Below are 23,816 nucleotides of genomic sequence, written 5' to 3'. Positions count from 1 at the left end.
TTCATTATCCCTATTCCTGTTAAAGAATCAGTACCGCAAATTGGCAACCATTACTACCTCACAATCCTTTACTCTTCATGTATAAATAGAATAGTGTTTATGTGTCAATTAAAGCATATTTACATATATAAAACTATTTGGAAGGCCTAGCATAATTGACGTTTCAATAGAAAAGCTCGTTGTTATATGACCAAATATAACCAATTACAGCAGTAAAAACAAATAAAGAATTTTCATACATCGATATTCTCTGTCAAATCGCGAAATTTTCCATATTAAGCATTTCATATACAAAACAATATAAATGAATTATAGATTTTCCTGATTTTAAATTCAATATCAACAAGTCAGAATTTTTAATAATTTGTAAATAATTTGTTTTTTGGACACAAAGAATCAGTATTACTTCCATTTAAAGTCCTGGTTGATAGAGCTCCCATCTACTCAATAGGATGAAACAAAGTTCGATTTATAACCGAAAGCGCTTATAATCTAAAAATATAAAATAGTCAAAATATTAAATTGACAATCAAATTATTTTAATTTATCGTTAAGAAAGTAAAACTTTGTTTTCCTTACAAAACACATCTGTTTCTTTTTTCTATCAAAATTTTAAAGAAAGGCGGGAAAAATCAAAACAAACTAGTACCTTTCTAAAGGGATAACTTTAAAACACTTATTCTCAAATGTAAGCGTTTTAAGGAATGTTAAAAAGCGATAGGGAGATGGTATTATGTTAAATGGGCAAAAAAGATGGTTGTATATTGCCGTACCAATTTTTTTCTTTTGGTTTTTCGGACAAATTGATAAGGTTGGCATTTCCATCATTCAAACAGATCCAGAATTCTTGCATGCACTCGGTATGACAGGTGCTGACAAAAATGCAAAGATCGGTCTTCTATCTTTTGTATTCACCATTGCTTATGGAGTTTCAAATCTTTTTTGGGGCTTCATCATTGATAAATTGGGTGCCCGAAAAACAGCCATCGCCGGTTTATTCGTTTGGACAATCACGATGATTATGTCAGGACTGGCAAATTCATATGAAATATTTTTAATTAGCAGGATCATTCTTGGTTTTGGTGAAGGGATGATGATTCCGGTTTCCGGAAAGCTCATTTCTAACTGGTTTAATAAACGCGAACTGGGGAGGGCCCAGGCATCTTGGCTTACCGGAAACTATTTAGGACCGGCAATGGGAGCCGTTGTTTTGGTGCTTGTGATATCTTTACTTCACTGGCAAGCAGCTTTCTTTATGCTTGCAGCTTTCAACTTATTTATAAATATCCCGATGTTCATCTTAATGACGAGGAATACACCAGAAGAACACCCCCGTATAAGTAAAGATGAATTGGCATTCATTCGCCAAACGGATGATGAAATAAAAGAAACCGCCCATTCAGAGAATAAGAAAAGTTTCGCCCAAGATTATCGTTTCTGGATCGTTTGGTTCGGTATGCTCGTATGCTCCTTCTTATTTTTCGGAATCAGCATTTGGCTTCCTACATATCTCATTGAAGCAAAAGGGTTTGAAAAGGAAGGAATGTCGAGCATTACTTCACTTTCCTGGCTATTCGCTTTAGGATTTGTCTTGGCATGCGGTTTTCTGGCTGACAAAACCAGACGTCCAAGTTTGATGGCCACGATTCTATTTTCATTGACGGCTGTCTTTTTGACTGTAGCAGTCTTCATCCCCAACCCTATTTTGGCCGGACTATGTATGGGACTGGCAATGGGATGTCAAGGCGGTGTGTTCCACATAAGCAATATGCTCATGGTAAAATACTCAACACCTGAAACGGCAGGACGAGCCGCAGGTCTAATTGGATTCACGAATATCATGGGCGGCTTTTCGAGCTATATCATGGGATGGCTTCGTGACTTGTCTGGCGGGGACTTCAGTTCATCGATCGCCATGCTGATTTTTACAGCCCTCTTAGGCTTGGCAGCTTATTTATTCTCCATTAAGAGAGAATCCGCAGAACTGCGCTTATCACCTATACATGTACAAAAGATACAAGCATGAAGTCCTTGTAAAATCAGTTTTATACCTCCAACCCTTGAATTATCAGGGGTTTTTCTTGTGCCGACTTAAAAGTAAGTCGAAATAACATCGCTCTTTTTTGGATTTCCCGATAAAATTCCCCACCGGTTACTCCGAACCACTCCTTTATTTGTATAAATATGTCGATAGTTAAAATATTCAAAAAATGATATTTTTTTGAATGCCCATGTTATATTATTTATGGAAAAAAATACTTGTCAAGTAAGGTGAGTGTGTGAATATAGAAGTTTTAATTCTCCATTATATTCAGGAAAAACGTCAAAAACCTAACCATGCCAATGATTTATTGGACTATATTCAGAATGAATATGTAAACGGGAAGCTGTCAATCTTGCAATATAGAAGTCTCTGTCAGGACTTATATCTTCGAGGAGCCAAACAAACGTCTCCTGGATGAAGCTACACCCTTGTCACTAGACTAACTACTTCCGATTGTGGATGAATTTTGTTACTGTTTTATTCCGCAACGACCAATCCATAAAAATACAGCCGGTCATTTCTCCCCACCCCAGTATGTTCATAAATAAATAAAAGCCTCCGTGATCTGTCACCCCAAGACAGTTCACGGAGGTAAATGTTACTTAATCAGACATTGCAGAATTCCATTTTAATTAAATGAATATATCGAAAATTAAAACCAAACCGAATGCAACGAAGGAAAGTAATGTTTCCATCACTGTCCAAGTTTTGAAAGTTTCTTTAACGGTTAGTCCCATGTATTCTTTTACTAACCAGAAACCGGCGTCATTAACATGGGAGAACATGAGTGAGCCTGCTCCCGTGGCAATTACGAGCAATTCTAGATTTACACCCGTCATATTGGCAACGACCGGTGAAACGATCCCTGCTGCCGTGGTCAAAGCGACGGTTGCAGAACCTGTGGCAATCCGAATCAAACCGGCCACAAGGAATGCAAGAACGATCGGTGATAAAGAAATTTCTTCAGACATGGAAGCGATTGCAGTCCCTACGCCACTATCAATTAAAATTTGCTTGAACCCTCCGCCAGCACCGATAATTAGAATTATGGATGCTAATGGCAATAAGCATTCTTCCGTCAACTTTTTAATTAGTGATTTGTCCATTCCCTGTCTGTAGCCCAAGAAATAGTAAGCTGCAAAACAGGAGATTAATAGGGCGATCACTGGACTTCCGATAAACAATAAGAATTTTTCAATCGAACCCGGTAGCGGCAGATAAGGCGCCACTACCGTTAAAACCATCAACAATACTGGCAAAAGGATGATGAAGAACGATACTCCAGTGCCGGGTAATCCACTTGACTTTGTTTCGACACGGATCAATTCCGGTTCTCCAACAGGAATAACCCGTTTATGAATCCATTTTGCGAATAGCGGTCCCGCAATTACAGCCGTCGGGAATGCGATGATCAATGAGTACAGAAGTACCTGCCCCATGTTAGCATTATAAATTCCAATAGCTGTCATGGCTCCAGGATGCGGAGGCACCAGCCCATGTACGATCGATAAACCAGCAAGTACTGGAATGCCAATTAACAAGATGTTCACTTTGGTTGATTTACGAATGGAAATGACCAAAGGAAGCAATATTACTAAACCAACCTCGAAAAATACCGGAATGCCGATAATGAAACCAGATAAAAGCATGGCCCATGGCAGGTTTTTCACACCGAATTTATTAATGAAAAAGTCAGCAACCTGCATTCCAGCTCCAGAGTCGGACATCATCTTTCCTAGGATGGTCCCTAATGCCAATATTCCAATAAGGTGCCCAAGGACCGCTCCGACACCCGTTTCATAAGCTCCAACGATCTTGTCCATTGGCAGTCCGGAAAAAATCGCTAAAAATAAACTGGCAACAGTCAGGCTGATGAACGCATGCCATTTCCACAATGATACCCCCAAAATGACGATTACGATTGCTATCAGCGTGATTCCTAATAAATATAGTTCCATATATTCTCCCCATTCCCAAGAAATCGCTTACATTCAAACCAATACAATAAATGGGATTATTGTACCGGCTCGTTATATGTCACAATGTAGTTCTGTTTAGCCGTGTTGTAATATCCTTCACTGTATTCCGTAACATTTCCGTCCCCATCACTGGAAATCCTAATCCTCTTTAGTACTGGACTATTTTTTTCGATTTTCAGTGTTTCGCAAATGTGATCCGGAGCGATAGCAACGGCAAACTCATCTCTGAATGTTTCAAGTTTGACGTTTTGCTCTTCCAAAAAGCGGTACAAAGAATTGATTTGGACCTCTTTTATCTCTTCTTGGTTTAAATCAAGTGAAATATAATGTGTAAAGTAAATATATGGTTCATTGTCCAATAAATATATCCGTTCGATACTAATGCAACGGGCACCAAATAAAGAATGCAGCTTAGAGTCTGAAGAAAGGTCAATCTGACTTATGTTTAACACCTTTTTTAAAATGGAGTGCCCTTCCTCCACCAACAGCTCTGTGAAACGTTTCCCTTTGGAAAGTTTGACAATCGAACCATTAGCTATGACTCTAGTGCCTTTGCCGCTTTTCTTTTCAACATACCCCTCTTGCACGAGTTCTTTGATTGCATTACGGACAGTAACCTTACTTACGTTAAATTCTTCTTCCAAAAGAGGCTCGGAGGGAATGTTTGTGTCGATGGCATAAACCCCATGTAAAATACGATCCTTTAATATTTCTTTTATCTGTAAATACATCGGTCCATTTTTCCTGTTCACATTCATTCCTAATCTCCTGCCTTATCTTTTAATATCTTCCATTTTACCTTCCATTGCCGAGAGTATCTCCTTTTCGGTTGCCAAAGGAGTATCTCCAACGACAGTACATGCCAGCATTCCTGATACAACAGCAAATCGTACTGTCTTTTCAGGGGAATATCCCAGCAATTCGCCATGTAAGATTCCACTGGTGTAAGCATCGCCTGAACCTATTCTATCATATACGGAAAATGATAGGATATCGGAAAAGTAAAATGTTTCTTCTTTGTATATATACCCCCTCAACGTATGGCTATTATCACTGTTGATCGAACGGTGTGTCCCCGCTATCGATTGAATTTTGAATCGCTTGGCCACTTCAGGGATCAACTCAACAAGCTGTTCTTCCCTTGTGGAACCTTCTGACTTCATTCCTAAAATATAAAGGGCGTCTTTTTCATTCATCATGACGATATCAGCCAAAGAAAGCATTTCCTCATAATGAGGCTTTGCGTCAGCGTAACCACCCTCCCATAAGGAAGGTCGGTAATTGCAGTCGAAACAGACTGTACCGCCCTTTTCTTTGACTTTTCTAGCCAGCACCTTCATGCTTTCCCGTACATTTTCCGCCATTGCAAGCGTGATTCCGCAAAAATGGATGATATCCGTCTTTTCCGAAATCATATCCATATCATAATCGGATAAGGTGGCAGTATTAAAACTGCTTTCCAGTCGATTGGAATATGTGACACGGCTCGCCCGCTGTCCAAATCCATTTTCCAAAAAGTACATCCCCATATATTTGCCGCCTCTAGAGATGTAGTTCCTGCCGATTCCTAAGCCCTGCAAAGCTGAAATTGCTGAATCACCAAGGGGGTTATCCGGTAACATTGTCACAAGATACCCATCATGTCCAAGTTTTGTCATCGCAGAAGCCACATTTACTCCCGTGCCTGAAAAGGAGTATTGCAGCGTGTTAGCCTGTGATAGCAATTCATGCCCTGGTACCTGCAAACGCATCATTACTTCCCCGAATGCCACAATCCTTTTAGGCATATTTTTCAACCAATTTTTTTGTCATGGCCAATAATTTCCGTACATCCTCCCCATTCGTTTTACCAGTCGCTTCATCAATGATGGAAGAATATACGTGGGGAATGACTTTAGGCACTTTTGCTTCTAATGCAATTTCTAATATAGTCTCGAAATTATTTAAGTCGATTCCACCTGTTGGTTCCAAAGCAAATCCCTCTTCACCACAAGCTTTTGCTACAGCACGATATTCATCTTCATGCTTCAGCCCTTTCATAGGGAAATATTTCAAAGCATTTCCTCCCATATCGCGAACGAGCGCAATGGCAGCTTTGATTGGCACAATGGCAGTTTCACTTGCGCCTGCACTTACTGGACCAGTGGAGATATTCACATAACCGACTTTCCCAGTTGGAGAAACAAGTGAATTTATCCAGCTATCCTTCTCGCCTAAATTGGCCCTCGTAGCACCAACAGCCGGAAAAACCTGGTTAATATGACTGCCTGGATAGTATTTTGCTATTTCTGCGACAACTGCAGCCTGTCTATTATCGCCTGCGCCCAATCCAATTGAAACGGCTTCATCAATGGCTTCCCCGTATTCTTTCATTGCTGTAACACCTGCTTCGACAGTTGGATAATCCTTTGAGAGTACACCCACCAATACATGTCCTTCAGCTGCTTCAAAGACTTCCACTGCATTTTCCACACTATTTGCAAGTACATTTAAGGCTACACGATCATTCAATAACCGTTTGTTTATGTTTGTCATCCTTGTTTTCCTCCTAATATGGTTCTTAATCGTGATTCAATAACATTTATATCATCACCTTGCAATGGACGCGGATCTATATCGAAAAAGCCTTGCCTTATCCCATAATCCCGTGTATAAATGGCGATATCCCCATTTTTGAGCTGCTCGTTCACTTCTTTCGCCGTCGTTTCCGTTATCAAAGGATTTATGGAAATACGTGCTCTATATATGGCACGTCCGGCTTCATCCTGAACTATCGTTACTTTTACGCCATCAATCGAGTCAAGTGATGTGAGAACTTGTAAACTAGCTTTTTCTTTTTCGCTATTATCCGTCTTGACAAAATACTCATCCAATGCCTGAAGCAGACCAAAGGTCGTTTCCTTTCCAACCTTCATGCTCCTTCCTATACAGTGCAATTGAACCTTTACCCATTCGATATATTTTTTTCTGCCAGCAACGATACCGGATGTGGGTCCTTCAATGGCTTTTGAACCACTATAAATCGCCAGGTCGGAGAATTGTACATATTTTTCCAAATCTTCTTCCGCTGCTGCATCGACAATCAGAGGGATATTATTCGTTTTGGCCACTTCCCATGCTTCTTCGACCGATATCATATTTTTCTGGACAGCATGGTGCGATTTCACATATAAAATAGCGGAAGTATTTTCATTTATGGCCTCCGCAATATGTTCTGCTTTCCCTTCATTTGCATATCCAACTTCAACCAATTTTCCGCCGCCAAGATAAATCATGGTTTCAACCGGTGCTCCATACTGAACGTTATGGCCTTTCAGCATGATGATTTCATTCTTTTGAATACGATCTTGATGAAGCCTTTCGCTTTTCCTTCTGTTTCCTTCAGTAACGATTGCCGCTACTGAAAGCGCAATTCCGCTTGATGCTGAGTTTACGACCACAGCTGCTTCAGAATGAAGCAAATTCGCTATATGCTGGCCTGACTTATCGACTAAATCAGAAATTTCAACATAATTTTGCCCACCTTTTTTCATCGCGTCCATCACTGTGTCAGTTGGGGCAGAGACTCCCAATATGCTCATTCTTCCGCTTGCATTGATGACTCTTTTCAAACCGTATTTAGCATTCAATGAATTCTCCATTTATAACCACTCCTTTTACAACAACTCTTTTTTCTGCCATCCTTTTTTCGCCTTCGGAATCCAATAAAAGGGTCGGCTCATTCTCGATCGAGAATAAAGTCAGGTTCGCAATATCCCCAGCTGAAACCCTTCCAAGCTCTGGTTTATTCAACCAAGCTGCTGCATTGACCGTAACCGCATCTATTACTTCTTTTAATGGATAACCGAGGTACAAAATTTTTGTAAGCACATTTGCCATATTAAAAACTGGCCCATTCTCTCTGTTTTTCCGATATATATCCGTACTGATCGTATTGAAGCCGATTCCCCGCTTTTTAGCCATTTCTGCAGTTTTAAAAGAAAAGCTTGCCGTTCCATGACCTACATCCAAATGTACACCACGTTCAATCGCCTTAATCAACTCAGGTAGCGGCTCTTCTCTTTCATCAAATAAATTATTCGCTTTACCATTTAGAAAATGAGTAATAATGTCCTTTTCCTCAAGTAATTGAAGGACTTCCTTAATATCAGGCGGCCCTGAACCGATATGAACCATTAATGGTAAACCCGTTTCAGCCGAGAACTTCCTAGCGATTTTTAATGGCTCTATACCATTTGGACCAACTACACTTTTACTTATTCTCGCTTTAAGTCCAACGACAAAATCCCCGTACTTGGAAATTGCCTTCATTAATTCCCCTTCGTCCAGCCATGAAATATCCGATAACTCATCAACCCTTTTCAATCCAATCCGCGAAATATTCAGAAAGGCGAAAACATTCGTTTTGGAATTTTCACAACTTCTAACAAGATCGGTTATCCTATCTGCCCCCGTGCTTCCCGCATCTATGACCGTTGTTACACCAGTTTTATATCCAATCTCATCAACCTCATCACCATAAGGATCGAATTCCGGAAAAGCATGTACATGCATATCAATCCAACCGCTCGAAACAAAAACCTTTTGATCATAATCTATTATCTTATCTCCTGTTGCAGTTCCGGGTCGTGCAATTTCCTTAATCATCCCATTTTCCAGGATGATATCCGCTGCTTTACCCTCTACCATTTTTACATTCTTCAGAACTAACGTATCTGTCATTTCCCTCATCCTTTTCGGTACATCCTATCGATTGAAAGTACTTTGTATACGGTTACACTGAATTGTATATGAATTCATTAATTTCTCTTTACAAAAATAGATTATCATATTTTGTTGAACTAATCAATATAACGTTATAATGTTTGATTTAAATTTACAGAATTTTTATAAGATCAAGGCTATTTTTTCTTTGTGCTTCTTAGTTTCTTCATATAATATAATCTCATTAGTTTTTTAAAAATTTTTCATGCTACCCATGAAAAAAGGCGGGAAGAAAAACAATCTGTTTTTCTTCCCGCCTTTTTTCACGAATTCACAAAATCCATTGATGAAAGTTTTTACTCTAATTATCCGGAAATAATGCTTTTATTAAAAAACTTACTCTAAATCAGAATAAAGACTAATGGGTTTAAAGGGTTTGAACGGTTCCTCCAAGACACTCGCTATAGAACCCCTTTTGTCTCCAAACTGAATAATTATATCCTTTTTTTCTTTTTATTCAACCATATAATTAATCCAATTATCGCTATAAATAAAATTAATAGGTCTATATTGTACATAGAAAATAAACTTCGATCAGCTATTATTATTGAGGACATCCTGATTATAAAACCTAGACATATAGAAATAAGTACAATTATTACTGTTTTAAAACTATACATTGGCCGAAGAGAAAAATGAAACAATACCTTCATCAACAGTCAACCCCATTGTGGAAGTCAAATTAATTAGGGATGATGTTATACAAATACAACCAACAGCAAGCATCATTGAAATGAGCAAACCTATTGCTCATCAGGCTAAACTAACAAATACCCAATTAGGAAAGTGGTAAAGACTCATCAAAAGGGAACAACATGGTTAAGCATCGTAAGTACTCTTGTGTTTGCGGGTGGCCCAACCGCACCAGCAGGAGTAGCTACTGCACTGGCATCAGCACTTGCTGGCAGTCCTAATAGTTTAATAGCAGCATATTATTCCGGAAAACACGCTTATCATGTATCTGTCTATGCTAGTGTAAAAAACCAAGTATATCTAAAATAACGTATATATATTACACTAAGTCAAATCTTTCATTTAGAAGCCCTCGTTAATTAACCCTTCCTGCTCCTAATATTACAGTGGAAATGTTGCTTTCCATAATATAAAAACCAAGAATGCTTATTTAAAAGCATTCTTGGTCTTGTTAATTTCCGTACTTCATTCGTTTTTCCTTTTCATGACATTCACTTAATATATATATCCCGTTCCTATGAAAGCCGTTAATTTACCTTTTTCGATCCTTTCCAATGGATTTCCCTCAATCGGTATTTTTGTAGCTTACCTGTTGCCGTTTTCGGTAAAGACTCTACGAATTCAACTTTTGTCGGTGCTTTAAAGTGAGCCATTTTTGAGCGGCAAAAGGTAATGATCTCATTTTCCGTCACTTTTGCATTTGGCTGCAGCACAATGATTGCCTTAGGCGTTTCTCCCCATTTATCGTCTGGAATGGCAATGACCGCAGCCTCCAAAACATCTGGATGTTTATACAATACCCCTTCTACCTCTGTTGAAGAAATATTTTCCCCGCCGGAAATGATTAAATCCTTAGCCCTGTCTTGTATCTCAATATACCCATCAGGATAGGTAATTGCCAGATCCCCGGTATGAAACCAGCCATCCCTAATTGCTTCGGCCGTCTTTTCCGGATCCTTATAATATCCTTCCATTACAACATTGCCGCGAGTAATGATTTCCCCCAGTTCCTTTCCATCCCTAGCGACTTCTTTCCCTTCTTTATTGACTACCATCGTTTCCCCATTGAAAACCAATTCAATCCCTTGTCTTGCCTTTATTATTGCTTGTTCGTCCGCCGATTTAGCTTCAAACTCATCCTTCCACTCGTTATATAGGATGAATGGGGAAGTTTCTGTTAATCCATATACGTGGATCATATTCAAACCAAGGATATCTTGTGCCTTTTGTATAAGCGCTGGTGCTGGAGGAGCACCTGCCGTTGCCATCCTTGGATGCACTTTGATATTTGTTTCTTTTGCTTTAGGGTCATTTACCAGCATATTGACGACAGTAGGCGCTCCACATAACAATGTAATATTATGACGGGCGAATAATTTGAGGATAAGAGGGGGATCGACTTTCCTTAAACAAACATGAGTCCCGCCAGTAGCCGTTACCGACCATACCCCTCCCCAGCCATTAGCGTGAAACATTGGCAATGTATGTAAGTATACATCGTCATGCTTCACCCCTAGGTGATAAATGAAATTAGCGGCGTTCATGTAATTCCCGCGATGAGTTAACATGACCCCTTTTGGTTTTGAAGTCGTTCCACTCGTGTAATTTATAGTCAAAAGTTGATTTTCTTCGATTTTAACCTCTGGCAGTCCATCATCATTTGCATGCAAAATGAAATTCTCATAATCTATTCCAGGTAAAGTGGTTTCATATCCTTCAACAGGCACGATGATGATCTTTTCCAAGGAAAGTTTAGTAATGATCTTTTCGACTGGAGCGGTGAATTCTTCATCGACTATCAACATTTTTGAATCGCTATGCTTGATGATATATTCCAAATCCTCTGCAGCAAGCCTGTAATTCAAAGGGACCATTACCGCTCCCATTTGACAAATGCCATAAAAACATTCCAACATATAATGCGTATTTGGCAACATAACTGCAATATGGTCACCTTTTTCAATTCCCGAAGAATACAAAGCTTTGGAAAGTTGATCTGTTCGCTGCCCGAATTCCTTATATGTAAACTTTTTCTCTTCATCGATGACTGCCACTTTATGAGGATAATATTTTACTGCCCTGCGCTTCCAATCAATTGGAGTTAATGGGGAAAACATTTTTACCATCTCCTTCTTTCCGGATTCACTATATACAGCACCCTGCTTGGTTCGTCATGATGGATCCTGAGAAAAAACTTCGTATCCTTTTAATACATATTCATTTTGCAGCCGTCATATCTTCTTTAATGGATTTCCATTTAAAGATTTTTGAATGGCCTATCCGCTTTGAAATGAAAAATCCAAATATTTTTTAATTATTCTGATAATTAGTCTTCTAAAAACAGTGAAATTCACTGCTTTAATAATATAGTGCTTCTTCTTTCTATTATAATGGAAACTATACACGTCAGGAAGATTATATTTTATTATCTATGCATGCCGACAGATGTTCGGTAAGTTTCCCAACGATTTGTTTGAGTCGTTCCGTTTCCTCTTCATTCAGGACGCTATAAAAATCACGAAAGGTTTTGGTAAAACACTTATTGATGGAATGATAGGTATTCCTTCCATTTTCGGTGGATTGGATAAAAACGACCCGCCGATCATCCTCACTGTGTACCCTCTCAATCAATTTCTTCCGTTCAAGCCGATCAATTAGTGCAGTTCCTGCTGCAGGTTTAATTTTCAAATGATTCGAAACATCTTTAACCGCTATGGATTCATTCAAGACTATTAATTGCAATGCGCGATACTGTACAGAAGTTAAATCATATTTAACCAGTAACGGTTCCACCAATTCCTGTGATAGGCTGCTTAGTTCCCTGATCTCTAGATGTAAATTATACAATTCACTTGAATGCATGTTTGACAATCCTTTCTTATTGACACTATCTATCTAAAACTATAACATAATTAACGTATCAAAAAATTAACCATGCGAATTAAATTGGTTATTGATTTTTAAAGAGAGAGAGAGGCTGTCCATGTCAGCAGAACAACGCAAAAAGATCATTATCCTCATGATCAATATGTTTATCGCAATAGGAAGTTTCGGGATCATCATCCCCATTTTACCAGCATACCTGGCCTCCATTAATCAAGGCGGAACCGCCGCTGGCCTAATGATTGCCATTTTCGCAGGTGCACAACTTATCTTTTCGCCAATTGCCGGAAAATGGACTGACCAATTCGGGCGCAGAAAAATGATTATTTATGGATTGGTCGGTTTGACATTATCCATGTTCATTTTTTATGCAGTCAATTCCATTTGGTTATTATATGCTTCACGGATCATTGGCGGAATCGGGGCAGCTTTGCTTATACCCGCAATTTTTGCTTATGTTGCCGATATCACCACATTTGATCAACGCGCTAAAGGCAATAGTTTAGTATCTGCCGCCATGTCCCTGGGAATTGTAGTCGGTCCAGGAATTGGAGGTTTTTTAGCTGACTTTGGCTTGAAGTTTCCCTTTTTGATTTCTGCGCTTGTATCCCTATCTGCAGTCGTATTTTCGATTTTTGTTTTAAAAGAAAGCGAAACGGCACAGGTTACTCAATCCATGGATGCAAAAACTGAAACGATGCTTCGGAAAATCACTTTATCCGTGAAAAAGCCTTATTTCATCCCGCTCATCATTACGCTTGTAATGAGCTTTGGCTTAATGGCGTATGAATCTGTAATTGGTCTTTATCTTGATAATCAATTCAATTCGACTCCTAAGGACATCGCCGTCATGGTAACAGCCACCGGTATCGTCAGTGTAATAGTTCAATTGTTTGTCGTCGATCGGATCGTACAGCGTTTCGGGGAAGTGAATGTGCTGAATATCTTTATCAGTGTTGCAGCCATCGGTTTCCTCCTATCACTTTTTGCATCAAATTACCTGATTTTCTTTTTTATTTCACTTATCATCTTCCTTTCCACTTCCATCTTACGTCCAGTTCTTAACACACTGATTTCCAAGATGGCAGGGAATGAGCAAGGTTTTGCAATGGGTATGAATAATGCGTATATGAGCATCGGAAATGTGCTTGGACCAACACTTGCGGGAATGATGTATGATGTCCACATTACCTATCCGTTCATGTTGGGTCTTATCCTCTTATTCATTACTTTAATGATTACTATGGCTTGGCAAAAGCGATCTCTTCATGCAAAGGCCTTATCTTAGAGCTTAAATGGCATTTCAAAATTTATTCCTTAACGAAACCCCCGAGTAGCATCCGCTATCCGGGGGTTTTCATTATGATTTTTTTATCCATTCTTCTTTTAATTGAAATCCTCTAAAACAGTTTAATAACGAGTAACACTTCAATCTCTTGAGAACTAGCTCCAATTTCATACGGTAACTTCTCATATTTTTGCGTATCACTCGAATTCACGAGTATTTGCTTCAAAATCACGAGTAAATGCGTCAATTTCACGAGTATTTGTTCTGAATTCACGAGTAAATGGCTCTAATTCACGAGTAACGCTTCCAAATCTCGAATATTCGCTCCTATTTCATACGGATTTAGCTCCAAATCATGCGTAATATTTGTATTCACGAGTATTTGCTCCCAATTCACGAGTAAATGCGTCAATTTCACGAGTAACGTCCCCAACTCTCGGATACTCTGCTCCATTTTCTTGCGGAAACTGCTCAAAATCTTCCGTAACACTCGGATTCACGTGTATTTGCTCCATTCTTTCCTAAAGTTGAAGCTTTTATTTCAACAAAATAAAAAAGTTGATTGAAGCGGAAGGTACGAGACTCCTGCGGGAAAAACGCGTTCAGGGGAGACCCCGCAGGCGAAAGCCGAGGAGGCTCCCCGACCGCCCACGGAAAGCGAATGCCCTACGTTCCAATCAACGTCCAAATTGTACAAGCCATAAAAAAATGTAGACAAACTCGACTTTCATCGAGTTTGTCTACATTTTGAAGCGACCTTATTTTTAGAATAAGGCCGCTTATCATTCAGTTTTCTCATTTCATATTGTTATAAAGGGAAATTAATTTCATTTAATATAAATGGCTTTCTTTCCTTTACTGCTTTCAAAAGCCGCATCAATGATTTTAATGACCGCTAACCCCTCTTGGGCAGTGACTGGAGCTTTTTTCCCGCTCAATATACTATCGGCAACTGCCTGGTAATACGTTAAATAAGAACCATGCAGTGTTTCAATGGTTTCATGTATCTCATTTTCTCCTTCAACCGTAACCAGCTTACCATAGAATTCGGGATCATCTGCACCCCAAGAGTCATCAATTGGTTTTTTCCCCTCACTTAAGTCAGCCTCTTGGCAATCAAGACCGTATTTGATAAATGATCCTTTACTTCCATGCACCTGATACCGCGGTCCATTATACGGAACGATTGAGCCCGAATGCAAGATAATCCTCAGCTTTTCATATCCTAATATCACATGGAAATAATCATCCGTTTCTGCATTTTCTTTTTGGGAAAATACATCTGCCGAAACGAATTGCGGCAATCCAAACAAATGAAGTGCTTGATCGATGAGATGTGATCCTAGATCATAAAGCATGCCTGATCCCGGGCCCGGTTTTTCCCTCCATCTATCCCTGACCACAGGCCGGTATCGATCATAATGGACTTGGTATGTATTGATTTCCCCAAGCACTCCATCATCCATAAGTTTTTTCACGGTCAAAAAGTCATTATCCCATCTCCGGTTATGATAGACACTTAAAACAAGATTCTTTTCCTCGGCAATCTTGATGAGCTCCTCCGCCTCCCAAGCTTCCACAACCATCGGCTTTTCGAGAATGACATGCTTCCCGGCTAACAAGCTTTGCTTGGCCATTTCATAATGCAAACCACTCGGTGTCGTAATAACAGCCAAATCAATGGACGGGTCTTCAAGAATTTCCTCTAAGCTGCCTACCACTTCCACATCTTTCAAATCTTTTTGGACTTTTTCCTTATTGGAGCTCACAACTTTCACTATTTGAAACTGCTCTAAAACACTTAGTAATGGCGCGTGGAAAGTAGCTCCTGACAATCCGTACCCAACTATACCCACTTTAATTTTTCTCATTTTCAATCCCACTCGCTTTCTTGTTCCTCTTAAACAAACATTTTATTATATTTCATTGTCCGGGTATGTATCTCTCAAAAACTTGACAGATTGATTAATCAATTCTTTCAATACATTAATATCGATATCTTCCACTTTATTGATGTAAACACACGCTTTTCCGGAAGTGTGTTTTCCAAATACCTGTAACAATTCTTCTCTTTTTTTGTCCCCTGGAGCAAAGTATAAACTGATTTTTGCTTTTCGAGGTGAAAAGCCTACCAGTGGGGCATCGCCTTCGTGACCGGATTCATATTTATAATGATAGGTTCCGAACCCAATTATGCTAGGTCCCCACATCTTTGCCTCATAACCTGTCGTTTCGGTAAAAACATTCAACAATTCGTAGGCATCTTCCCGTTTTTTCGGATTATCGACGTTTTCGATGAACTCAATGACACTACTGTCCGTCTCATTGGTTTTTTGTTTATACATGACCGGAACCTCCCTTATATTAAAAGGCAGAAAAAATTCATAAGATATCGCTTGCTCAGTATCTTAATACCCTATACAATCGTGTTTTTAGGTTGTTATGTATGTATACAGCCTTCATCACCGATGTATCAATGATTGGCGGACGAGCTCCTTTACTATTTCTCTATGCTTCATGGCAAATCCTTCATTCAATACCCTTATATATTATAGAACATTGATTCGTTTTATTCTATTTTAAGAGCAAGTTTATTAAGTAAATCTTTCGCGCTTTAAAAATCAGTACTTTACCACAATCTCTACGATCAGAAATTATTATTCTGATCGTAGATTTTTTTATTAAAAGGCAAACTGCAGTTTAACCAGATCTATTGCCGCCTGATCTTTTCTATTTCATCAGCTATAAATTGCACCTGTGTCCCTACGATGACTTGAATGCTTTGGGGACCCACAATATTGATTCCGGCAACCCCTGCTGATTTGATTTTATTCTGATCGACAGCTCCCATATTTTCCACTTCCACCCTTAATCGGGTAACACAGTTATCTACAGATGTTACGTTAGCGTCTCCGCCTAATCCCTCATAAATAGCGGAAGCCATTCCAAAGAATTTACTCTCATTATTCCCGCCTTGACCGCTGTCTGCTTCTGCAATCGCTCCTCCGCCATCAAGCTCATCTTCTGTATCCTCTTCTCTGCCGGGAGTCATTAAATTGAACCTAGTTATCAAGAATCGGAATAAGAAATAGTAGATGACTGCAAAAGCCAGTCCTTGAAGAAGCAGCATATAAGGTTCATTTGCCATTGGCAATCTTGAGCTTAAAACAAAGTCAATAAATCCTGCACTAAAACCGAACCCTGCTGTCCATTGGAAAGTCGCAGCAATAGCCAACGATATTCCTGTTAATAAGGCATGCACAACGAATAGGGCTGGTGCAACAAACATGAAAGCAAATTCCAAAGGTTCAGTAACGCCAGTGAAAAATGAAGCGAAGCCGGCTGCGAGCATTAATGAGGCCACTTGTTTTTTCTTCCGTGATTTTGCCGAATGGTACATGGCAAGAGCCGCTGCCGGTAAACCGAACATCATGACGGGAAAAAAGCCGGCTTGATACATGCCTGTGGTTCCTTTTATTCCCGTTCCAGCCCAGAATTTACCGATATCGTTAAGACCGATTACATCGAACCAGAATACGGAGTTTAACGCATGATGTAAACCAGTTGGTATCAAAAGCCGATTGAAGAACCCATAGAGTCCTGCTCCAGCGGCACCTAATTCACTTATTCCTTCCCCAAATATAACTAACCAGGAGTAGATGAGTGGCCATACGAAGAATAATATTAGGGAAACCAGTAACATGGCAACCGCAGTAAGGATTGGAACAAGGCGTTTACCGCTAAAGAAAGCGAATGCATCCGGCAGTTCGACCTTACTGAACCGATTAAACATAGCTGCCGCTATAAGACCCGAGAGGATTCCGACAAATGCATTTTCTATTTTCAGAAATGCTGGATTTACATCTTTTACATCGATTCCTTGCAGCATCGCCACCGAGTCCGTGGAAAGCAATGTCGTTACGACTAGATAGGCTACCAGCCCACTCAAAGCGGCAGCTCCATCTTTTCCTTTCGACATTCCCAACGCCACTCCAACGGCAAACAAGATAGCCATATTGTCAATGATCGAAGAACCTGCTTTGATTAAGAAAGCTGCTAACGGACTTCCCGCTCCCCATCCTGCTGGATCTATCCAGTAACCGATCCCCATTAAAATGGCGGCTGCCGGCAATACGGCTACTGGCAGCATCAAGGAACGCCCTATTTTTTGAAGATATTTTTTCATTCCGCTTTCCTCCTGACAATTACTGATTTAGGGCAAACCCCATATTCTATTAGACAACGGTTCCTTCCATTTTAGAACTTCATTTCATTTATAAATTTGACTATATTCAGGAATAAAGTCTTAGCGATTTACTCCTCCTTCGAAAGCCCATAAAAAAAAGAAAAGTCCAACCCGGACTTTTCTTTTTTCACTTATTTATAGAGCAAGTAATTTTTGCGAACCTTTTTAAAGGCATCCTGCTTTACTTGATATTCTTTCAAGATTTCATTTACTGTTGAACCTTCTTTAATTCTAGACATTATCCAGCCATTGCCAATCAATAAATTGAAATTGTTGGCTGCAAGGAATTCGAAATCACCGGGATATAGATCCTGAATGGTCTTGATGATGTGAAGTCCAGTAGGGACAGCCTTGAACACTTCTCTATCCGTTATATAAATTTCCACTCCGTGGCTAAGTTTACCTGCATGTTTTGAAAATGTAGGTGTAAAGGACGCTGCCCTGAATTTTACACCGGGTAACCTTAATGCATTTAATTTCCCAGCAAGCTCATCACCGTTTATATAAGGAGCACCTATCAACTCGAATGGTTTGGTCGTTCCTCTGCCTTCCGAGACATTCGTTCCCTCGATCAAGCCTGTAGCCGGATATACGAAAGTAGTGGAAACTGTCGGCATATTCGGTGACGGCAAGACAAAAGGGAGACCAGTATCGTCATAATCCATATCTCGCTTCCAGCCTTTCATCTTGATGACCTTGAGATCTGCTCCAATTTTAAATTCCTTATTGAACAAAGTCGCGAGTTCCCCAACCGTCATCCCATGCTTAAGCGGGATTGGATACAACCCAACAAACGATGAGAATTCAGGTTCAAGGACCGGCCCATCTACCGACTCTCCGCCTTGTGGGTTCGGCCGGTCCAGCACGATAAAGGGGATATCATTTTCTTTGGCTGCTTCCATTGCATAAGCCATCGTGTAAATATAAGTGTAATAGCGTGTTCCGACATCCTGGATATCAAAAACAAGGACCTCAACATCCTTTAACATTTCAGGCGTTGGTTTTTTCGTTTTGCCATATAAACTATAAACGGGCAATCCTGTTTTTTCATCAATATAATATTCAACGCTTGCACCAGCTTGCGCATCTCCACGCACTCCATGTTCAGGACCAAATAAAGCCGTTAAGTTAATATCCGGATCATCATGAAGGAGATCGACCATGCTGGTTAATTTAGAGTCGATGCCAGTTGGATTCGTAATCAAGCCGACTTTCTTTCCGCTTAAAACGTTCTTTTCTTCTTTTAAAAGAACTTCAATGCCAGGACTGACCTTTTGTTTTTTCTTCTCTTTAACAGCTGTTACACTTTTTGAGGAAACGATGCCGAAAGAAAGCATGCAAATGGCAAATAGGATTATCATTCTTTTCAAATTGCTTCTCTCCTTAATTTTTAATGGGTCTTCCAGATTTAATATCTAATCCATATCCATATTTATAAAGGCTTTCAGAGGGCTTAGTTACTGAAGGTATATCGACCGGCAACGTGCCTTTTGGTCTTGATTCTCCAAAAATGGTCGAGATGCCTGCCGGGATATTTGGCTGTCTATAACGCCCATTCGAATACCCTTTAAACCCGTAAACAGCAAGAATCGCCTTCGCTTCTTCAAAGTTTGCAACATCATAAGGGTTTCTTAAACTCATTAAAACAAATTCTTTGTCTTTTTTCTTGGCATGATTCATGACCGCTCTAGGGAAGGCTGTTGCCCACTTCGACGAATCTTGAATGCTGTCATCTATCACTCCATCATTGACAGCCGGATCGTTTTTGACAATATAGGAACCAGTTATGACAAAATCCGATTCATCAATGAGTCTGGCCACTTGATCTGTAAATGACTTTCCTGAAAAACTCATACCCGTTATTTGGACTTTCTTTATTTTCTTTTTATCAGCTAATTCGCTGATGCTCCTGGACATGGATTCAACTTGGTCATCAAAAGGAGCAAGAATTAAAACTTTATCATTTTTCTTAGGCTTGAAAGGCAATGTTTTGTGTTCATTTTTCAACAGAGTGATGGCATCTTCCGCCATTTTCCTTTCTTTTTTCAAATGATCTTTGTTACCGACCACTTGAAGCGCGTTTTCGATTTTTTTATCTATCGGAGTATTTTCCGGGTTTAGTATCCCTCTTTTCACTTTTAGTTCAAGTATCCTCGTTACAGATTGATTGACTTGATTTAGTGGAATTTCCCCGCTTGCCACTGCTACCTTCAATGCATTGAATACAGAGGATAGATTCTTTTCCATTTGAAGCGAATTAACCTGTGCCGGCATCAAAGCAATATCAACACCAGATTTCAGGGCAAGGACCACAGCTTCTTCCTGTCCAAAGTTGTCCGCGATGGCTTTCATATTCAAAGCATCTGTAACCACAACACCGTCAAATCCCATTTCTTCACGTAATAGACCCGTGATGACCTTTTGTGACAGCGTTGCAGGAATCATAATTTCTTGACCGTCTTTTTTACTGATATAGGTAGTGTCATCGAATGCAGGAAATTGAACATGTGCAGTCATCATCATATCAACTCCAGCATCGATGGCTCTTTGGAAAGGAAGCAGCTCGATGGAGCGCAATCGCTCTTTATCATGAGAAACAAGGGGAAGACCATAATGACTGTCGACTGCTGTATCTCCATGGCCAGGGAAATGCTTGGTCGTCGCTATCATGTTCTGATTTTGCAATCCTTTTATCATCTGAATGCCAAGCTTTGATACAAGGTCCGGATCGGAACTGAAGGAACGAACGCCAATAACAGGATTTCCGGGATTATTATTGACATCGACAGACGGTCCGAAATTGACATTTATGCCAAGTGCCGACAGTTCCTTACCAATAATTTCTCCAGATTGATAAGCGTAACTCTCTTTTCTGGCTGCACCAAGTGCCATATTACCAGGAAGGTTCGTTCCAGTTTGAAGACGAGTTACGATTCCTCCTTCCTGATCAATCGTTATTAACAGCGGAAGGTCCGGGCTTGTCATCTGCAAACCATCCGTGAGACGAACCGTTTGTTCGGTATCGACTACATTCTCAGCAAACAGAATCACACCGCCCAGATGATATTTTTTGATGATGCTTGCAACTTCCGAGTTCATTTCAATAAATCCGGTCGCCTTTGTTTCTCCTTGTTTTTGCCAATTACGAAAATCCGGCATGAGCATTTGACCGACTTTTTCATCGATTGTCATGTTTTCTACGATTTCCTGTATATCTGAAACCGTTTTTTCATTCTCGTATCCCTTTGCCGTCGCATTCCCTCCCATAATGGACAAAACCAAACATAATGCGATTCCAGCTGGGGCACATATCCTTTTTATCATTCAGGCTTCCTCCCTTGTATTCTTTTTAGTTCTGTTAGCAACAATTCCAAACCACTGCCATGAAGGGGTAAAATGAATGGAAATGAACTATATAGATCCTATAAAGAAATCAAGGCAGCATCGGGAATCCCAGCAGCCGCCTCTTTAAAAAGCCTTCATGAAATGTATCCATTTATCCCTGGATTCTTTGAGTCCAATTGTTTACTCAATTTTAAGTTTTATTGTTTGACCAGGCTTTAGAAGGGAGAGCAAGGGAATATCTTCTTCTATAACTCTTCCTATAACGTTGACTCGGTGGTCTGCCCCTAGGTCTCTTTTGCAAATTTGAACCTCTCCCCGATACCTTCCATAAGCATCATTGTCCATCGTTATGGATCCAAGGCTTCGTGCAGCTGTATTACTCGGCTCAACATTTGCGGTGACCCAGGTATTCTGCAGCCGGAAAACATCATGAGAAACATCTGGCCTCAATTTATACTGACCGCTTTGCAAAAGTCCTAATAGTCGGAATGTTCAGATTTTCATATGCGGTTAGATTCTCAAGCAAATTACCCTCCGTTCCTTGATCTCCAACGTAAACTCCTTCCACATGCTGGATCAGCTCAATTCCGGCGGCGTAAGGATTCATCAACCTGTGTTTTTCAAGCGTTGGAAGACCCTCATGAAGAGGACCGCGTTTACTTCCTGCACCCGGGATGAAAGCGAAGATCGGTATGCCGTATTTCTTGAACATTCTATTTTGTTCATGAAAGAACTCTTCTTCAAGGCCCGTTTCTGGCCTTGGATAAAAGTTGTGCCAAGCTATCAGACTTTCCGGTTCCACTCCACCCCCAAGCACGGCTAAAAGTTCATCTTCATTCAACGTACTTGCATTTAGTGAGAGTGAAAACACCTTAGATAAAGATATGACCGTTTCTTTATCGAACCCATCATCAAGGCGAATCCCTTTAATACCTAATGGCCATAAATCCGTAAATTTATTAATCCCCAAATGATCAAGCGTATTTAATGAGACATCTGCATGGATTTCCATTCCATAGTCCTCTGCAAGCTTTAAAAGCGCTATCATCCTCTTCACGAGGTCTCCCTTTTCTTCAGGAATATGGAGCGAGGTAAATGCTCTCTTCACTCCTAGGTTAGCAGCATGTATAATTTGTGTTTCTGCATGCGGGTCCTGTAGATAAAAAGAAATTCCGATCACTTAAATTCAACCGCCATTTCATCTTTAAATCCAAACAGGTACGTAAAAATAAACCCTGCTATATAGGAAATGAACAACCCCGCAAGGAACAGGGCGATTTGGTTTGGATGAACTAGAAAGGTAAGCGGCAGTCCGGACACACCGATGGACGACGTGGCGATCCCGAATTGAGCTTGGAATGCTCCGCCTACTCCTGCACCTAAACATGCAGTTAAGAAGGGCCGGCCCAATGGCAGGGTCACTCCAAATATAAGGGGTTCACCAATACCTAGCATTCCTGAAGGAAGCCCTCCTCCGATAGCCCTCTTCAAACTAGCTTTCTTCGTTTTCATATAGATGGCAAATGCTGCTCCCACTTGGCCCGCGCCACCCATCGCCAAAATGGGAAGCAGTGGATCATCACCAATCGAATTTATCAATTCTAGATGGACAGGTGTTAAACCTTGGTGTAAACCAGTAATGACGAGAGGGAGGAAGGCCGCCCCAAGCACGAATCCAGCTACAACACCGCCGAAATCCAATACATTCAATAATCCATTCGTAATGGCATCCGATAAAAACCCTCCTACCGGCATAAATACAATGTAAGTGACAATCCCGGTAATGAGTAAAGCGATGGTTGGCGTCAAAATGATATCCAGTGATTGAGGAATGAATTTCCTGACCTGTTTTTCCACCAAGGCTATGAAAATAGCTGCAAAGAGTACTCCTATCAACCCACCGCGGCCAGGGAGCAAATTTTCACCGAACAATGAAATGTCGCCGACGGCCGGATTTATGACCAAGATACCCGCAAGGGCACCAAGTGCAGGTGATCCGCCGTATTCTTTTGCAGCATTGGTCCCAACCAAAATCCCCAAGTAGGCAAACAGACCGGATCCGATAACGGTTAAAATGATCGCTAATTGTGATTCTGCTGCAAGCCAGCCCGCTTGAACGATTGCCTTTGTAATACCGGTAATCAAACCTGATGCCACTAAGGCGGGAATTAAAGGGATGAAAATACTTGCAATCCTGCGTAAAAAAAGTCTAAACGGTTTTGCGTTTTTCCTATCAATCTCTGATTTATTCTTCGAGGCCACTTCTTTTAAGTTCAAATCACCAGAAGCTTCCCCCAGAAGCTTTTCAAATTCTGTATGAACCTTGTTCACCACGCCTGGCCCGAGGACGATTTGTATCGTTTCCTCTTCAATGACGCCAAAAACGCCTTCCGTATTTTTTATATCTTCCATTTTTACTTTCGAACGATCGATTGGCAATATCCTCAGTCTCGTCATACAATGTGCAGCATCGGCAACATTAGATGCCCCACCTAATTTCCCCAATAACTCTTCTGCTAAACTGGCGTACTTATCCCCCTTACCCATTCATAAGCCCCCTTTGTCAAATCTCGG

General features: G+C 40.3%; 20 protein-coding genes. 3 read left to right on the top strand and 17 right to left on the bottom strand.

What is annotated here, in order from left to right:
• Nucleotides 1-733: 733 nt before the first annotated feature.
• The gene (locus NYE65_RS24070) at nucleotides 734-2,026 is read left to right on the top strand and encodes an MFS transporter (RefSeq protein WP_340861882.1); all 1,293 of its coding nucleotides are present in this window, start codon (nucleotides 734-736) and stop codon (nucleotides 2,024-2,026) included.
• Nucleotides 2,027-2,279: 253 nt separating this feature from the next.
• Complete coding sequence (gene yppF, locus NYE65_RS24065; RefSeq protein WP_055348417.1) at nucleotides 2,280-2,462, top strand: YppF family protein; 183 nt, start codon at nucleotides 2,280-2,282, stop codon at nucleotides 2,460-2,462.
• Nucleotides 2,463-2,676: 214 nt separating this feature from the next.
• On the opposite strand, the gene NYE65_RS24060 is transcribed toward yppF, so the two are convergent.
• The 8 genes from NYE65_RS24060 to NYE65_RS24025 all read right to left on the bottom strand — a co-directional run bounded on the left by NYE65_RS24060 (nucleotide 2,677) and on the right by NYE65_RS24025 (nucleotide 12,342).
• A complete protein-coding gene (locus tag NYE65_RS24060) occupies nucleotides 2,677-4,002 on the bottom strand; it encodes a GntT/GntP/DsdX family permease (protein ID WP_034312312.1) in 1,326 nt (441 codons plus the stop codon).
• Nucleotides 4,003-4,058: 56 nt separating this feature from the next.
• A complete protein-coding gene (locus tag NYE65_RS24055; RefSeq protein ID WP_095678358.1) occupies nucleotides 4,059-4,781 on the bottom strand; it encodes a GntR family transcriptional regulator in 723 nt (240 codons plus the stop codon).
• A 15-nt stretch (nucleotides 4,782-4,796) separates the two neighbouring features.
• Nucleotides 4,797-5,810: a sugar kinase gene (locus NYE65_RS24050; RefSeq protein WP_340861881.1), complete on the bottom strand. Its 1,014-nt coding sequence runs from the start codon at nucleotides 5,808-5,810 to the stop codon at nucleotides 4,797-4,799.
• Entirely contained in the window at nucleotides 5,803-6,558 is a 756-nt protein-coding gene (dagF, locus tag NYE65_RS24045; protein WP_034312316.1) for a 2-dehydro-3-deoxy-phosphogluconate aldolase, read from the bottom strand. The genes NYE65_RS24050 and dagF overlap by 8 nt, the downstream gene beginning before the upstream one ends.
• Nucleotides 6,555-7,664, bottom strand: a complete 1,110-nt coding sequence (locus NYE65_RS24040) for a DgaE family pyridoxal phosphate-dependent ammonia lyase (RefSeq protein WP_057277778.1) — start codon at nucleotides 7,662-7,664, stop codon at nucleotides 6,555-6,557. The genes dagF and NYE65_RS24040 overlap by 4 nt, the downstream gene beginning before the upstream one ends.
• Complete coding sequence (locus NYE65_RS24035; RefSeq protein WP_340861880.1) at nucleotides 7,642-8,745, bottom strand: amidohydrolase/deacetylase family metallohydrolase; 1,104 nt, start codon at nucleotides 8,743-8,745, stop codon at nucleotides 7,642-7,644. Before NYE65_RS24035 ends, NYE65_RS24040 begins: the two co-directional genes overlap by 23 nt.
• A gap of 1,262 nt (nucleotides 8,746-10,007) precedes the next feature.
• Complete coding sequence (locus NYE65_RS24030; RefSeq protein WP_340861879.1) at nucleotides 10,008-11,597, bottom strand: long-chain-fatty-acid--CoA ligase; 1,590 nt, start codon at nucleotides 11,595-11,597, stop codon at nucleotides 10,008-10,010.
• 298 nt (nucleotides 11,598-11,895) lie between these two features.
• A complete protein-coding gene (locus NYE65_RS24025) occupies nucleotides 11,896-12,342 on the bottom strand; it encodes a MarR family winged helix-turn-helix transcriptional regulator (RefSeq protein ID WP_340861878.1) in 447 nt (148 codons plus the stop codon).
• 121 nt (nucleotides 12,343-12,463) lie between these two features.
• Between NYE65_RS24025 and NYE65_RS24020 the strand changes: the two genes are divergently transcribed.
• Nucleotides 12,464-13,651, top strand: coding sequence for an MFS transporter (locus tag NYE65_RS24020; protein ID WP_340861877.1), 1,188 nt, complete (start codon nucleotides 12,464-12,466; stop codon nucleotides 13,649-13,651).
• A gap of 353 nt (nucleotides 13,652-14,004) precedes the next feature.
• Here NYE65_RS24020 and NYE65_RS24015 read toward each other — a convergent pair whose 3' ends face one another.
• The 9 genes from NYE65_RS24015 to NYE65_RS23975 form a co-directional block, all read right to left on the bottom strand.
• Nucleotides 14,005-14,151, bottom strand: a complete 147-nt coding sequence (locus tag NYE65_RS24015) for a hypothetical protein (protein WP_340861876.1) — start codon at nucleotides 14,149-14,151, stop codon at nucleotides 14,005-14,007.
• Between the two features lie 327 nt (nucleotides 14,152-14,478).
• Nucleotides 14,479-15,522: an oxidoreductase gene (locus NYE65_RS24010; RefSeq protein ID WP_340861875.1), complete on the bottom strand. Its 1,044-nt coding sequence runs from the start codon at nucleotides 15,520-15,522 to the stop codon at nucleotides 14,479-14,481.
• 45 nt (nucleotides 15,523-15,567) lie between these two features.
• A complete protein-coding gene (locus NYE65_RS24005; RefSeq protein WP_328177177.1) occupies nucleotides 15,568-15,996 on the bottom strand; it encodes a DUF1801 domain-containing protein in 429 nt (142 codons plus the stop codon).
• 365 nt (nucleotides 15,997-16,361) lie between these two features.
• Nucleotides 16,362-17,837, bottom strand: a complete 1,476-nt coding sequence (gene nagE, locus NYE65_RS24000) for an N-acetylglucosamine-specific PTS transporter subunit IIBC (protein WP_328177178.1) — start codon at nucleotides 17,835-17,837, stop codon at nucleotides 16,362-16,364.
• A 191-nt stretch (nucleotides 17,838-18,028) separates the two neighbouring features.
• The gene (locus tag NYE65_RS23995) at nucleotides 18,029-19,234 is read right to left on the bottom strand and encodes an exo-beta-N-acetylmuramidase NamZ family protein (RefSeq protein ID WP_340862179.1); all 1,206 of its coding nucleotides are present in this window, start codon (nucleotides 19,232-19,234) and stop codon (nucleotides 18,029-18,031) included.
• 46 nt (nucleotides 19,235-19,280) lie between these two features.
• Nucleotides 19,281-21,221, bottom strand: coding sequence for a glycoside hydrolase family 3 N-terminal domain-containing protein (locus tag NYE65_RS23990; RefSeq protein WP_445670435.1), 1,941 nt, complete (start codon nucleotides 21,219-21,221; stop codon nucleotides 19,281-19,283).
• 201 nt (nucleotides 21,222-21,422) lie between these two features.
• A complete protein-coding gene (locus NYE65_RS23985) occupies nucleotides 21,423-21,692 on the bottom strand; it encodes a DUF871 domain-containing protein (protein ID WP_340861874.1) in 270 nt (89 codons plus the stop codon).
• Nucleotide 21,693: 1 nt separating this feature from the next.
• Nucleotides 21,694-22,422, bottom strand: a complete 729-nt coding sequence (locus NYE65_RS23980; RefSeq protein ID WP_340861873.1) for a MupG family TIM beta-alpha barrel fold protein — start codon at nucleotides 22,420-22,422, stop codon at nucleotides 21,694-21,696.
• Nucleotides 22,419-23,789, bottom strand: coding sequence for a PTS transporter subunit EIIC (locus tag NYE65_RS23975; RefSeq protein ID WP_262868797.1), 1,371 nt, complete (start codon nucleotides 23,787-23,789; stop codon nucleotides 22,419-22,421). The genes NYE65_RS23980 and NYE65_RS23975 overlap by 4 nt, the downstream gene beginning before the upstream one ends.
• Between the last annotated feature and the right edge of the window lie 27 nt (nucleotides 23,790-23,816).

Source organism: Peribacillus sp. FSL R5-0717 (assembly GCF_038002945.1).
GTDB classification, from domain to species: Bacteria; Bacillota; Bacilli; order Bacillales; family DSM-1321; genus Peribacillus; species Peribacillus frigoritolerans.
Note: the sequence above shows the minus strand (reverse complement) of the source record. Positions and strands in the feature narration are given on the sequence as shown.